At 67.2% G+C, this 12,791-nt stretch carries 17 protein-coding genes; 3 read left to right on the top strand and 14 right to left on the bottom strand.

Translation table 11 applies throughout. The features are described 5' to 3' along the window. Nucleotides 1–180: 180 nt before the first annotated feature. The 7 genes from AB0H82_RS26090 to AB0H82_RS26120 form a co-directional block, all read right to left on the bottom strand. On the bottom strand, nucleotides 181–723 hold the full coding sequence (locus tag AB0H82_RS26090; protein ID WP_362996712.1) for a hypothetical protein: 543 nt from the start codon (nucleotides 721–723) through the stop codon (nucleotides 181–183). A gap of 62 nt (nucleotides 724–785) precedes the next feature. Further along, nucleotides 786–1,298 carry a hypothetical protein gene (locus AB0H82_RS26095; RefSeq protein ID WP_362996714.1) on the bottom strand — a complete coding sequence of 171 codons (513 nt, stop codon included), beginning with the start codon at nucleotides 1,296–1,298 and terminating at the stop codon, nucleotides 786–788. A gap of 132 nt (nucleotides 1,299–1,430) precedes the next feature. Beyond that, a complete protein-coding gene (locus AB0H82_RS26100; RefSeq protein ID WP_362996716.1) occupies nucleotides 1,431–1,745 on the bottom strand; it encodes a hypothetical protein in 315 nt (104 codons plus the stop codon). Nucleotides 1,746–1,864: 119 nt separating this feature from the next. After that, nucleotides 1,865–2,284, bottom strand: coding sequence for an HK97 gp10 family phage protein (locus AB0H82_RS26105; RefSeq protein ID WP_362996718.1), 420 nt, complete (start codon nucleotides 2,282–2,284; stop codon nucleotides 1,865–1,867). After that, the gene (locus AB0H82_RS26110; protein WP_362996720.1) at nucleotides 2,284–2,688 is read right to left on the bottom strand and encodes a hypothetical protein; all 405 of its coding nucleotides are present in this window, start codon (nucleotides 2,686–2,688) and stop codon (nucleotides 2,284–2,286) included. The genes AB0H82_RS26105 and AB0H82_RS26110 overlap by 1 nt, the downstream gene beginning before the upstream one ends. A gap of 40 nt (nucleotides 2,689–2,728) precedes the next feature. Further along, nucleotides 2,729–3,154, bottom strand: coding sequence for a DUF6093 family protein (locus AB0H82_RS26115; RefSeq protein WP_362996722.1), 426 nt, complete (start codon nucleotides 3,152–3,154; stop codon nucleotides 2,729–2,731). Next, nucleotides 3,151–3,588, bottom strand: a complete 438-nt coding sequence (locus tag AB0H82_RS26120) for a DUF6093 family protein (protein WP_362996724.1) — start codon at nucleotides 3,586–3,588, stop codon at nucleotides 3,151–3,153. Before AB0H82_RS26120 ends, AB0H82_RS26115 begins: the two co-directional genes overlap by 4 nt. A 173-nt stretch (nucleotides 3,589–3,761) precedes the next feature. Here AB0H82_RS26120 and AB0H82_RS26125 point away from each other — a divergent pair, with 173 nt between their 5' ends. The 3 genes from AB0H82_RS26125 (at nucleotide 3,762) to AB0H82_RS26135 (ending at nucleotide 4,732) form a co-directional block, all read left to right on the top strand. Further along, nucleotides 3,762–4,196 (top strand): hypothetical protein, encoded by a 435-nt coding sequence (locus AB0H82_RS26125; protein ID WP_362996726.1) that lies wholly within the window; start codon nucleotides 3,762–3,764, stop codon nucleotides 4,194–4,196. Between the two features lie 96 nt (nucleotides 4,197–4,292). Further along, entirely contained in the window at nucleotides 4,293–4,520 is a 228-nt protein-coding gene (locus AB0H82_RS26130; protein ID WP_362996728.1) for a hypothetical protein, read from the top strand. Then, complete coding sequence (locus AB0H82_RS26135) at nucleotides 4,517–4,732, top strand: hypothetical protein (protein ID WP_362996730.1); 216 nt, start codon at nucleotides 4,517–4,519, stop codon at nucleotides 4,730–4,732. The genes AB0H82_RS26130 and AB0H82_RS26135 overlap by 4 nt, the downstream gene beginning before the upstream one ends. Nucleotides 4,733–4,753: 21 nt before the next feature. On the opposite strand, the gene fxlM is transcribed toward AB0H82_RS26135, so the two are convergent. From fxlM to AB0H82_RS26170, 7 genes are all read right to left on the bottom strand, one after another. Further along, the gene (fxlM, locus tag AB0H82_RS26140; protein ID WP_362996732.1) at nucleotides 4,754–5,974 is read right to left on the bottom strand and encodes a methyltransferase, FxLD system; all 1,221 of its coding nucleotides are present in this window, start codon (nucleotides 5,972–5,974) and stop codon (nucleotides 4,754–4,756) included. 19 nt (nucleotides 5,975–5,993) lie between these two features. Continuing rightward, the gene (locus AB0H82_RS26145; protein WP_362996734.1) at nucleotides 5,994–7,139 is read right to left on the bottom strand and encodes a lanthionine synthetase C family protein; all 1,146 of its coding nucleotides are present in this window, start codon (nucleotides 7,137–7,139) and stop codon (nucleotides 5,994–5,996) included. Then, nucleotides 7,136–10,039, bottom strand: a complete 2,904-nt coding sequence (locus tag AB0H82_RS26150; RefSeq protein WP_362996736.1) for a lantibiotic dehydratase — start codon at nucleotides 10,037–10,039, stop codon at nucleotides 7,136–7,138. Before AB0H82_RS26150 ends, AB0H82_RS26145 begins: the two co-directional genes overlap by 4 nt. A 161-nt stretch (nucleotides 10,040–10,200) precedes the next feature. Continuing rightward, a complete protein-coding gene (gene fxlA, locus AB0H82_RS26155) occupies nucleotides 10,201–10,347 on the bottom strand; it encodes an FxLD family lanthipeptide (RefSeq protein WP_362996738.1) in 147 nt (48 codons plus the stop codon). Between the two features lie 236 nt (nucleotides 10,348–10,583). Further along, a complete protein-coding gene (locus AB0H82_RS26160) occupies nucleotides 10,584–11,540 on the bottom strand; it encodes an endonuclease/exonuclease/phosphatase family protein (RefSeq protein WP_362996740.1) in 957 nt (318 codons plus the stop codon). Further along, nucleotides 11,537–12,130: a DUF6624 domain-containing protein gene (locus AB0H82_RS26165; RefSeq protein WP_362996742.1), complete on the bottom strand. Its 594-nt coding sequence runs from the start codon at nucleotides 12,128–12,130 to the stop codon at nucleotides 11,537–11,539. The genes AB0H82_RS26160 and AB0H82_RS26165 overlap by 4 nt, the downstream gene beginning before the upstream one ends. Continuing rightward, complete coding sequence (locus AB0H82_RS26170; protein ID WP_362996744.1) at nucleotides 12,130–12,726, bottom strand: hypothetical protein; 597 nt, start codon at nucleotides 12,724–12,726, stop codon at nucleotides 12,130–12,132. Before AB0H82_RS26170 ends, AB0H82_RS26165 begins: the two co-directional genes overlap by 1 nt. Nucleotides 12,727–12,791 lie beyond the last annotated feature (65 nt).

Below are 12,791 nucleotides of genomic sequence, written 5' to 3' on the forward strand. Positions count from 1 at the left end.
CCCATTCGTCGGACCGGGTGCCGCACGAGTCACAGACCGACCGCGAGTAGGCGAGGTAGGCGATGGCCTTCGCACGGTCGAGCGCCGTCCACCTGCCTTGCCCGGAGCCGGTGAACTGCGAATGCGGAATGCCATACGAGGCGCAGACCTCCATCTCCGCCCGGAATCCCGCGTCGGAGATCAGCCTTTTCCCAGGTCGGCCCTCAGCGTCTGGTTGACCAGGAGCGCGCAGGTGAACAGGGCCTTGGCCTCGCTGTCCGGCCAGGCGTCGAGGAGTTCCTGCGCGTCGCGCTCCGTCATGCCTGGGACCTCGACGCCGTCCTGGTCCCGCTCGATGTGGCAGGCCGAGATCAGCGCCGCTGGGTAGGTCTCGATGTTGTATTCCATGCCCTGGTCGGCCTGGGCTTCGGTGGGCGGATGGTCGCGCAGCAGCTGCTCCCAGGCCGGCCGGGGCAACGCGCGGAAGGTGAGCACGAGGGTGACGTCCGCCAGTGCGCGTTCGGCGTCATCGAGCTTGAGCTGCGCGGCAACGACTTCGGGCTGGGAAATGACCCACTGCTCGCGTTCGGCCTCGACAACACCTTGTTCGACAGACGCCGAGCGGGCGGTCGTGCGAGCCTTCGCCAGCTCCAGGGCGGCGTCGGTGGCGTTCTTCTTCGCCTCGTCGTCGTCACACAGCCTCAGTGCGCGTTCCGGCAGCTTCCGCGCCTTCAGCCGGGCCATCTTCGCCGACCAGTGGGGGTCGCGGGCGACAGCAGCCGCAGGCGGCCCAGCTACCGCCGCGGTCACGTGGTGCCGCCAGTTCCGGTGCTCTTGGCCGGGACGGGGGCGTCGAGCGTGGGCTCCTCGGTGATGCCGAAGGTGACCTTGAACTTGGCGGGCTCTGAACCCGTGCTGTACGAGGGGCTTCGGCTACCCACACGGACGGGGAAGACGTCGAGGGACTTCGAGCCCGGGACGTCACCCTTGCGCAGGATGACGACGAACCCGACAACGCCCTTGAACAGGAGGGTCTCTACGGTGTCGGTGACCTTGTCCTCGTAGAAGGTCAGCGACGAGTTGTCGGCCTTGTCCTCGCCGGGGATCGACGTGGCGAAGGTGCTGCCCATGTCGGGGGTATCGATCGGGGTGTTTTCCAGCGACCAACCTTCGACGTCGGAGATCGTGCTCGACAGGTCGGTGGCGTTTCCTGCGGCCAACTCCGCGCGCGTGGGCACGTTGTTGTCGGCTTCGATCTTCTGAAGGAAGTAGAAGAGGGTGGTCCCTCGGCGCATGAAGCGTTGCTGCGTGGTAGCCACGCGACTCTCACTCTCCGGGGCCCGGACCGGCCCCGGTACACGGCAGGCCCGTCCCCAACGAAACAAGCTGGGAGTCGGCCCGTGCCGAGTGGCCGGGCGTCCGCGATGGGCCTCCGCGGTGAGGTTGTGCTGTCACGCGACGAGGGTGGTGACCTCGATCGCGAACCGCTGAATGTAACTGTATACGCCGCTCGCAGCAGTCACGCCTTCCTCCTTGTCCAGCTCGCGGGACATGACCACGTAGCCGGAAGGAGTGATCGGATGAACGTAGCCGCGTGCGGTCTGGGCAAGCATCCCGACACGGACCTTGTCCGCCATCCACTCGACTTGCTCGGCCGTCGTCGCAACCGACGTCACCTGATAGACGATCCGGGCGTCGGCACTGGCGTCCCCGAACGGCGGCCCGTCCGAGGTAGAACCGACTGGATACAGCACGCTGTACGGCACCCCCGCGCCGGTCGGAGTGCTACTGGCTGTGGGCGCCGATCCGTACCCGCAGGATCGTCCCGTCGCACTGCTGAGCATGGACTGGACAGCAAGGCTGATGATGCGTCCCGATACTGCCATCAGTCACCCAACGCCGCGCCAAGAGCCGACAGGAAGACGGGGCGAATCTCCTCAACAGCCGGTCCCACATGAGGGAACGGGGGCTGGTTGTAGATCCGGCCGAGGCTGTCAGCCCCCACGAAGCCGTACTCGAGACGCCGCGCCTGAGGCTTGTTCGTCCCAATTACCGCCTCGACGGACACACCGGACGTGGTGATCTCGTGAGTCCAGGAGCGCCGGTAGTCACCTGTCGGCGCGTTCGGGCCGGGACGGCCGCTGGCGTGGGCCTTGATTCTGGTCTCCAACAGCATGGCGTGGTGCTGCACCACCCCCGCAGCGGTGGGCAATGCCGCTGCGGCACGGGCATTGAGCTGGGCCGCGATCTGTGCGGCATTCGAGGAAGCGCCGACGCCTCGGTGCCCGCGTCCTGATGGCGACATCAGCCGACCTCCTGAGCTTCGCTGAACTCGCCCCGAGCCCACTCCCCCAGCTGCGCCAAGACCGCTTTGGTGAAGCCGTGCTCGCCACCGTCAAGGTCCGGCCGAGCGAGCGCCGACTTCTCCAGGAGTCGCGCATCGATGGCCGACAGGAACTGTGCGGCAGCATCCCCAGGCTCGTAGGGGACACCGACTGCGACCCGCGCGTACCCCTCGAACGCGGCATCGGCCCGTCCACGCGCCAGCTGAAGGACCACCTCCGCTGGCTCTCCCGCCAGTTGGCGGATGGTGTAGGCGGAGACAGCGCGCGAGTGGTCCACCCCGTCGACCCGAAGTACGGCTCTTCCGCCCTCTGCTGTAATCCTGACCTGCCGGATATCGGCGGCCGGAGCATCAGTGATCTCCATGCATCGAGCGTAGGACGACTCTCGGAAACCCCGATTCGTCTCAGGACGGAGGCGTAATCTCGTCCAGCCGCGTCACCCGCACCAACTCCACCGTCGAGGCCTCCGCCGGGTCGAGAACCTGCCACACGCGCCCGCTCGTCGCCGCGCTCCCCGAGTGGGCCACCGTCACTTCCACCCGGTCGTAACGAGCCGGAACAGGAGCTCCGAGCGGCGTGAGAAGTCGGTACCAGGACACCGTGTCGTCCAGCCATTGCCGACCGACGATGCCTTCCGCGGTGACCTGCCCGTGCCCCGACAGGAGCGCACCGGGCCCTTCATAGATCAGCTCCACAGGGATGTCACCAAGCAGCCCTGTGCCCGGATCCAGCGTCGGAGTGCCGGTCGGGCGGGTGATGCGTACGGCGTCCAGGAGAAGCTTGGCCTCCAGTTGCTTCCGTACTTCCTCCGGATCGATCGCCGTCGTCACTTCGCACTTCCCGTCGTCTGCGTGTCCTGGTCCACCCATGTGGTGCGCACGATCAGGAGAGTGGAGGTCTCACCGAGATCGAGGACACGCCAGGTGCGCCCCGTGGCCGACTCGTCCTCGGACTCCAGCACCGCGACCTTGTCTTCCCGGGAGGCCACTGGCGCGGACAGCGGGGTCAGCAGTCGGTACCGCGACGGGGTGTCGTTCACGTACGGCTGCCCGGCAAGGTGAAGGACCATGGATGGCCCGCTGGCCGGAAAGACTGCACCCGGTCCCTCGTAGACAGTGACGGGAGGACCTGGTTCGTACTGGCCGGTGTCGGGGTTGAAGACCGGTTCGCCCGCCCTGAAGATCCTGATCTTGTCCGTGAGGATCTTCTTCTCGACGATCGCGCTGATGGTGTCCAGAGCCAGCCCTGCAGCATTCTCGCTCACGAGTTCGATCGTAGACATCACGGCAGGAACTCCCGAGCGTCACCAGTGATCACTCTCCGCTGTCCAGCGCCATCGAGCCTTAAGCGCGAGTCAACGAGGCTTCAGCGCCTCTGCACCTGGCAGATGCGCCAACTGGCTCGGATGCTTCCGTTTGTGGGGGGAATACCCAATCCATGGCAACCCCGGAAGAGGAACCAACGGCTCAGCGCCGCGCCCAGGACGAACGTTTGTGGCAGCACGGGATGCACGAAGACGGCATGCTGTTCCAACGAGGCAACCTCTTCCTACTGGCCCAGTCGCTCCAAGTCGTGGCCTACGCCACCGTGATGTCCGCAAGTACCGGCGACGGGTCGGCAGGATCCCCGAGTCTCACTGCAGCCCGAGTCATTGCTGCTTTCGGGATTGTGCTGACGTTGTCGTGGCTCTATGCCGGCCACCGCCACTTCCGGTACACAAAGGCCGTTCAGGGCCGGGCCGAAGAACGACTACCAGAGTTCAGAGAGTCGCGCCTGGCGAGCCGCTCTCCTGGCCTCAGCCACATGCCTCTCATCGTCTACGCACTACCGATCTTTGCCTCGATCATGTGGTTGATCTTGCTGCTCCTGTAGTGGGCGCATCGATCAACCTTGGATGGCACGAGCTCAACGTCTGGCGCAACGCGTCGTCAGTTGCCCCGAAAATCGAACATGCGCTCTAATCACGGCATGGACCGCAACACCTTCCCCCCGGACCTCCTGGAGGCCCAGACAGCTTGGTATGTCACGTACGGGCGCCTGGCCGCCGAAGCGGCCGATGGTGCGGCCGCGCACCGGAGGCAGCTGCTGCATCTCTCCCGACTGATCGCGGCTCATCCGTACTGGCAGACCTCGGCGGGAACACCGGCCGCCCGAGTCGCCCTCAAGGAACTCGGGCGCAACAGGACTCGGCCGTGAACCTCACCGAGCGTCAGACCCGCATCATGCGCAGTGCGCGAGCCTGGGTCGCCGAGCACGGCGAAGCTCCCTCCCTGAAGGAGCTCGCCCAGGCGGCCGGCCTGTCTTCCGCCTCGTCGGCCCACTACCAGGTCAAGCGCCTGCGTGCTCAGGGCGTGACGGTGCAGACGCGAGGGCGCCCCAGTATGCGGTGCCCACACTGCGGCCAGTGAGTGACGCCCCCACCGCTGCCCTCATGCCCTTCGGCGAGGATCTTCCTCGTAGGAGATGACGACGCGGCTCTCCCGCTTGTCGAAGGAGTGGCCCGCGGGCAAGTCCCGATCCGAGGACTTACCGGGGTAGATACTCAGACGCGGGACTGCTGTTCGGTCCGGGCTCCAGGCAGTAATGTGGGCGACCATCCTGCGGGCGAGTTCAGTCCCGTAACTGCCGTAGCCGACGGCACCGAGTCGTACGGGCCGTTCGGCGTCGGCGTCGTCTCGCTCAGCGATCAGGTAGGCCAAGGAGTCACCCTCAACGAGGGCTGGGCTGCGGACCGGAATGACCGGTCGCCGCACTCCCCTCGCCAGAGCCTGCTTAGTGACCTCGATGCGACAGATGGTGTCCTCGAAAGCGGTGATGCGGAGCCAGAGGCCATCGAAGGGTTCCTGACGGCCGACTCGGACGTCAGCCCACTCGATGGTCTCGGGGCTGGCGAACACCTCAGCGAGCTGTTCGCTGTCGATACCTTGGTCTTGATCGTGGTGCAGGCGGACGATGCCGTCGGCGAGCTCAACAATGCGCTCTCCGTCTTGGCCGATGATGGGCACGAAGCCGCACAGTTCCATGCCGTCGGAGGTCAGCGTTTCGCCGCGGCGGTGGAAGGCGACGGAGCGGGTTTGGCCTCGCCAGCGCAGCGGCAGGACGAGTCTGCCTCCCTCGGCGAGTTGCTGGCGGAGGGCGGCGGGAACGTCCCAGAATCCGACGGTTCCGATGATCCGGTTGTAGGGCGCGTGCTCGGGTGCACCGACCAAGCCGTCACGCTCGATGACGCGGACGTGCTCGTATCCGGTCCGGTTCAGGGCCTGGCGGGCGTGCAGGGCAACGTCGGCGTCGATATCGACGGTGGTGACTTCGCCCGTGGGGCCGACAATCTCGGACAGCAGGGCGGCGTTGTAGCCGGTGCCGGCGCCGATTTCCAGGACGTGATCACCGGGTTGCGCGTCGAGCTGCGCCAGCATCATGGCGACGGTGGATGGTACCGAGGCGCAGGACAGGGCGAGCGGGCCGTCCGGGTTTTCCTTGATCGTGACGGCGTTGTTGGTGTAGGCGTCGGCAGGGTCGAGCCCGGGAAGGTGGGCATCGCGGCGGACCGTCCGCAGGGCGTGCTCTACGGCAGGCGGCAGGGAGTGCTGGCCAAGGATTTCGTCAACGAGTTGGTTACGGAGTTCATCGACGGTGGACGCATCGTTCACAGCGAGATTCCCTTTCGTCTCAGGCGAGAAGGAGGCAGGTGTCCCAGCCTGGTGCAACGGCTGGGACCAGGGTGAGGGTGTGCATGGTGAGCTGGATGCCGTCTGCTCCGGTGAGGAGTCCGGGGGTACGAGGAAGCGGCCCCTGCACCGTGAGAGCGCGCAGCCGGGCGTGCACTGTTGCGCCGAGCTGGCGAAGGGCGCTCCCCTCGCGGGCGTCGGCTGCTGCCCGGTGGAGGACCAGGCTGAATCCGGACCACCCGTGGCAGACCGTCATATCGTCAAGGAGTGCCAGCTGTTCGGGGTCACTGGCGCAGACAGTGAGGATGTCCTCGGCTTCGTGTTGCAGGGCGGTCTGCTGGCAGGCGAGGGCTGCCAGTTGCAGGCTCCGGGCGATGCCGGGGGTGCCGTAGCACCACGAGGGCCTGCCAGGACGCGGTCGCTGGGGCTCCTTGGCGAGCCACTGCGGCGCGGTGACGGTTTCGGGCCAGCAGGCCCTTCCCGGCTGTGGCCGTGCCCATTCCTTCAGCACCCGGCAAGCATGTACCAGGGCCTGGCGCTGTCCCGGTACCTCGTGTCCGGCGCGGGCGCACAGGGCCAGCAGCGCGATAGGCCCAGATACGCCGTGTGCCATGCCGAAGTTGCCGTGCCCCAGCGGTCGGCCTTCTTCAGGTTTGCCTCTGGGGCCGTCCGACGTCCACCAGCCCGGCAGCCGATTGCCGTGGAGCTGGACAGGTTCCTCGATGAGCCGGACCAGGTAGCGCAGCACTGCATCCAGCAGGTCAGCCTGCGTCCCGCGGTAGTGCAGGTATGCCCCCAGTCCGGTGAGACCGCTGATGAGGTCGTACTCCCTCATGCATGGCGGCGTGTGAGTGTCCATCCGACGGTGAGCGTCACCCAGGCGGCTCTGGATCAGGCGCCTGATTCGTTCATCCAAGGCGGCGAGCGCCGTCCGGTAAGCAGGGTGTCCAGCAGTGTGGAGAGCGAAGGCGACAGCAGGTGCGCCCCGGTACAGGCTGGCACCGGTCCGGTGCGTGGTGGCTGGCTGCGACGCCATGGTTCTGGCGGCCGAATGGGCCGCCTCCCATCTGCCGCTGCTGCGCGCGGCCACCGCCTCGTAGAGGGCGGTGCCAGCGAGGCCTTCGCCGAGCTCGTGGAGAGCCGTCACGATTTTCCCCTTTGGGCGAGTAGGGAACGGCAGGCCTGACGGGCAGCGTGACGGCACACCGCTTCCACCTCTCGGTCTGGGCCTATGAGCCGGATGTGGTGCATGTGGAGCAGGGACTCCAGCACCACGCTCGTGCGCTCTGCGTCGAGGTAGGCGCGATAGGCATGCAGAGCCCCTCGCCGTTGTTGCCACGCTTCACCAAGGTCCGGCGCCGGGCGCGCGGCACTGCCCTGAAGGTGCCTGAGGGTCTGGCGGGAGACGGCCGAGTCGGGGGTCCCTCCGCGGGGAGCGGTGGTGGCCATCCACTGTGTGCCCTCCTCCTCACCGAGCAGACCGCGGGCGATGTCCAGCATGCCCAGAGCACATAGGACGCGGCGGTCCTGGTCTTTCACGGCAAGCGTTCCGCAGACGGCCTCACTGTCGGCGACGAAGACAGCCTCGGCCGCGGCGAGTGCGTCCCCCGTGCCATAGCGGCCGAACTCAGGGCGGTAACCATCTAGGACGAGCCGTGCGGCGAGACCTTCCGCCTGAAGGCCTGCTGCCCACCGGGCGAGGGACCGCATCGTCTCCGCGTGCGCGGCCGCGCCATGAGCAGCGATCCGCAGCCGAAGATGATCCTCTTCCTGGACAGTGCGATAGCGGATGAACCAGCAGGCTGTGTCGCCAAGGCGGTGGAGGAGGCCGGGGAGTCGCCGGGTGAGGATCTGGTCCATCGTGGTGGGGTGGGTGAATAGCTTCGCCTGGACCCACGGCTGCAGATCGTCACCGGGGTTCAGCAGCATCTCATTGGTGACGACCGGCGCCGTGGTGACGTCCGGATGAGGCAGGGGCGGGCGGGTCGAAACCAGAGACAAAGTGACTTCGTGAGCGTGGCCGATCCAGCCCTGTTCTCCGTCTTCAGGCCCTTCCGCCAGGTCGGCATACCCGTACCGCTGGAGGTGGCGGTGCAGGATCCGTGCATGCAGGGGTTCTCTCAGTTCCAGGCGCAGGGTGCGGTCGTCGTCCCGGAGTTCGAGCGGTGGCGGGCACTTCCAGGTTCGGGCCCACGCCAGCAGGGCCTCATGCCAGGCCGGTCGGAAGACGCTGCGGGGCAGGTCATCCGCGGTAAGCCGCCATCGCGCGGGTGACAGGATCGCCTTGCGGTAGCGGACGCGCGGCAGGTACGGCAGCCCGGCTGCAGACGGGCCCCAGTCGAAGTGGGTCCACGCTGTGGCGAATCCTCGCCCGAGCAGGGCGATGAAGCGGGCGAGGGGCGGCGCCTGCTTCTCCAGCGCAAGGGGGTGGAGTACCACCGGTTCCACGACGCGACGTCGTGACAGGCTGATCAGGTGCAGTCGTCGGTTGGTGGACAGCACGGCCAGGTCGTCGATCGGAATGGCGCCGGCTGCTGGGGCCCGGTGTTCGCCGACCGAGATGGTGTGCGGCAGGTAGGCCGGCATGCGAGCGACGTTCTCGGAGTGCGGATGGTTCGGTGTGAAGGACAACTGGGCTGGCAGTGCGCCGTCGACGCCGGTGGGCAGCTTCTCGCACAGGGACCTCAACGAGCCGTTCCCTAATGTCGCGGCGAAGCGGCCGGTGAGGGTTCCCGTGCTCCAGGCGGGCCGCACGCCGAGCGTGAAGGCCCCCGCGCCAAGGGCCTTGTCGGTTGCGGCATGTACGCGGACTGCCATTTCCATGTGCGGCGCGATCGCAACGTCCTCGGGGATTGAGCGCCCGCACAGTGCGTCGAGGTCTGCGTCAGTGAGCCGGACCTCGTCTGCACCGGACATGATCGCCTGCCACGCTTTGGCCAGCAGCAGCTCGTCGCGCGGCAGTGCCTTGATGGGCTGGGGTGGCCACAAGGACATGGGGAAGTCTGCGGGTAGCCCCACCCCGGCGGCGAGGTGCGCGGCCTCGCGCACAGGCACGAGGCATCCGGCTCCATACCGCTCCCAGAAGAGCGTGTGGTAGGCCGCCCACTGGGGCTTTTCGCCTTGGTGCCGTGTCAGGCGTAACAGTGCGTTCGCAGCCAGCTCGGCCTCGTCCAGCACGTGTTCGGGAAGTTGCACGGTGGCGTCCAGACACAGGTCTACGCTCAGGCGCACCCGGCCCTGTGGGCTGATGTGGCTCATCCGGTCTTCAGCGGTGCGACGAAGCTGCCGGGCCGTGGCTGGGGGCGCCGTGTCGTGGTCGGCGAGGAGCTGGTGGATGGCATCGAGCTCCTGGAGCAGATTGTGCGTCTCCGGTTCGAGGTACGACACGAGCGGGGTCAGGGACCGCAGAAGGTGACCCAGCGGGTCGCGGTCGGTCATGGGTGCCGCGAGTGCGCTTGTCAGCAGGCCCGCTTCCAGCGCGTCGGCGATCAGCTGCTTCGCCCGCTCCTCCGTGCCTCCCATGGTCACCAGTCGTTGCGTGAGGTCCGTGCAAGGCACCGGGGTGGCGGCTGCGTCGATAAGGGCGGCGAGTGGCCGCGTGACACGCACAGCCGCCTGGCGGCCACCGGGCAGAGTTCGAACCAGCGAATCCCCCTGGCGTTCAACGAGGTCGCTGACCTGAAGCGCCAGGTGGGGCAGGACATCGCGACGACCTTGGAGATCCCGCCGTACGTGGTCGAGCCAGAGCGTGTCCGGCCGCACGACCGAACGGTGCTCGGTTCCTACCCGCGCGAAGGCCGGGCCGGATCCTGCGACGGCCACGCCCGCAAAGAGACCGAAAGGCGTCGGACGCCCCGTGGCGCGCAGCAGATAGCGGGTCACTGCGCTGGTGGCCTTTCGTATCTGCCGGGCGGAACCACCCCCACTCCGAATGATGTTTTCAACTCGTGCGGCAAATTGAGGAGATGCCGCCTGCACGGCCTCGGCAAATGCTGGCACGGCCCACACCTCGTGCAACCACTGGCGGCAGTCCTCCAGATCATGCACCGACGGCCACCGAGTGGGACGAGCGCCCAAGGGGACTACCGCCGCCCGTAGCAGGAGAGCTTCACCACGCCGAAGGATTCCGCTCCGCGTCATTGCTGGATCCCAGTCTGGTAGGCCTGTGCGGGCCAGTGGCCTGACCCGCACAGGCGTGAATGTTCGGATCAGCTAGCGCAGGACGAGTCGCACGTCGACTCACACCCGTCGCTGGTGTCGCACTCGTTGGCCACCACGACTGGTGCATCCGTGATGGTTACCTCGAGTTGCCACTCCTCCTCGGCGAGTGGCGTCGCGCCTAGAGCTGTGCTCATCCCAGCACCTCCGACTTGCGGTTGGCGTCATCCGCGCGGCGCGGACGGGGGATCGCGGGACCCCCGCAGTCGCCTGCTGCACCTCGTGCAGTCGACTGCGCGAACACCGCGGGCAGGCCGCCGCTGCCGATACTCGCCCCCTCTCCCTGATCGGTATACGGGTGGCATCGGTGCACGGCCGGTTCGCGGGGTGGCCGTGCACCGGAAGGTTCGGGCGCTATGCCGGAAGCCGAGCATCAGGCGGCGTGTACTGCTCCGGACCATCCAAGGATGTGGCGCAGCTTGGCGAGGCTGAAGATGGCGACGACAGGCGCATGGTCGGAGGCCGCGCGGACCTCGTCGCTGACGATGACCTCCAGGCGGAGCAAAGCTGCAGCAATCTGCGGGGTGGCATAGATGCGGTCAATACGCTGCATGGAGCCCTGGTCAGTCCTCCACAGGGAGGCAGTGGGCGCCAATGGGTCGCTGGAGTGCTGACGCAGCTCGGTGGCCGCGTAGTTGCCCAGCTCCCGGAAGACCGACGGGCGCCCGGCGTGCTCGCCAGACAGGATCTCGTCCGGGTAGGTGTCGGACACGCGGAGACCGTCGCGCTCGATGGTGCGGTGCTCGAAGTGGGAACGGTCAGCGACAGCAGCCCAGTCAGGGAGCGGGGCTGTCTCGACAGGGGTGTGCGGGTAGGAATTGCAGTCGCCGCCGATGATGGCCGCCATGCCCGGCTTGCCGAGTGTTGTCAGCCTCTTCGCTTCGGTGGCCCGCTTGTGAGGATCGAACGAGCACAGATGAACCGAGGCGACGCTGAGCTTGGTGGAGGTTCCTTTCAGCCGGACTACCGGGTTGCAGACCGGGTGCCACATGCCCGTGCGGTGCTCGTGGTACTCCACCACTTCGAAGACCCGCGGGTCGGCGTACACCCCGGTCGGGTTTGCCGATTCTGGCGTAGCAGCGGCGAGGAAGGGAATGTGATCACCCAGGTGGAAGGCCTCGGCCCACACCGCTCGGTAGCCGTACATGTGCGCGCGGGTGAGCTCCTGGCGCAACAGCAGATGCGGTTTGAGGTCGGCGAGCACCTCCATAGCGGTGCTCCACCGGGAGGCGTCGCCACTGCCGTCGATGCCGTTGTGTTCCACATTCCAGCTGACCACCCGAAGCTCGTCTGGCTTCTCCGCAGGGTCGTTCTTCACTGTCGCCGTCACGCCGCCACTCTCCTGTCCAGGTTGGTTGCTTCGGTGTCGTCGTGTGGGACAACCCCGGTCTGCACGGCCCCGACGGAGAGGCGGCGACGCAGGTGATCGAGTGCCTCTGCTGCGGGCCCCAAGCCGACGCCGGCACGGCGCACGTCGAGCTGCACCGGGTCCCATACGGGGAGGCGTTCGATGCCGGTGGGCCCGTACTGGTACTGGGTGCCGTAGGTCTGGGCAGCGTCGCGGCGGACGCTGCACCGGTCGTGCATGTGCGCCCACTGCTTGCGCGAGACCGTTCCGCTGTCGGCAGCGGCACGGATCAACCGCAAGGCGCTGCGTTGAAAGTCCGGTAGGTGATCGGCATGCAGGGCGATCCACCAGGCAGCCTCCGCAGCCTCGGCGCCGACGAGATGAGCATCGGGCCACTCGTGGGCGGCCACGATCCGTTGCAGCACCTGCGTGTTGGCATGTTCGAGATGACGTCCTCGGCTGATCTGCACCTCGTCGAGGAGCCCCCGCATGAGGCTCCCCCGATAGGAGCGGCCTTCGGCGGCACGGTCGAGAAGCGTGCGGGCCAGGTCCGGCCTAACCAACGCGCCCATCACGCGGCCCCCTCGGCGGCTCGCAGTGCACCGGCCATGCGCCGCGCGAGCTCCGGAGATATCGCTCCGAGCGTGATGTGCGCCTCCGTGTTGCACCGCAGGCAGGCGGGATGGTGCTCCGGGTCCAGGAAGCCGCCGCCGGTCGCCTGGCGGAAGGCGGTGCTGAGCCGGGCAACGAGCATCTGTGTGTGGGGCCAGTAGGCAAGCTCTCCTTCTGACCCTCGCTGCGGCGGGGCGCCGAGCAGGCAGGCCAGCCGGTCGGCGGTTTCCAGAGTCACATCACCCAAGCAGATCTGCCGGTTGGACACGTGAGGGTCAGGGATTTCGAGGTCGTGGCTCTGGAAGGCGGCCTTCAACTGTGCAGCCGCGCGGAAGGCCGACTTCGCTCTCCTGCGGATCAGCGTGGCGAGCTCGCTCGCGACTTGCGGGCTCACGCTGCTGATGTCGACCTGCCCGGTTCGGCTCATGCTGGGCAGCGCCGACAGGTTCAGTCCGGCGGCTCGGGATGCCCGTTCCAGGGCCAGCGAGGCATTCGCTGCTGCGGCGCGGTGCGCCTGTTCGTCACTGTCATCGGCTAAGGCGGAGTAGGGGTTCAACGGGGTTCTCCAAGATGGTCGTGCATTAGGGAGGGAATTCAGGTGCGTCTGGCCAGAAAAGCAAT

Origin of the sequence: Streptomyces sp. NPDC050732 (assembly GCF_040654255.1) — a bacterium.
Lineage (GTDB): Bacteria > Actinomycetota > Actinomycetes > Streptomycetales > Streptomycetaceae > Streptomyces.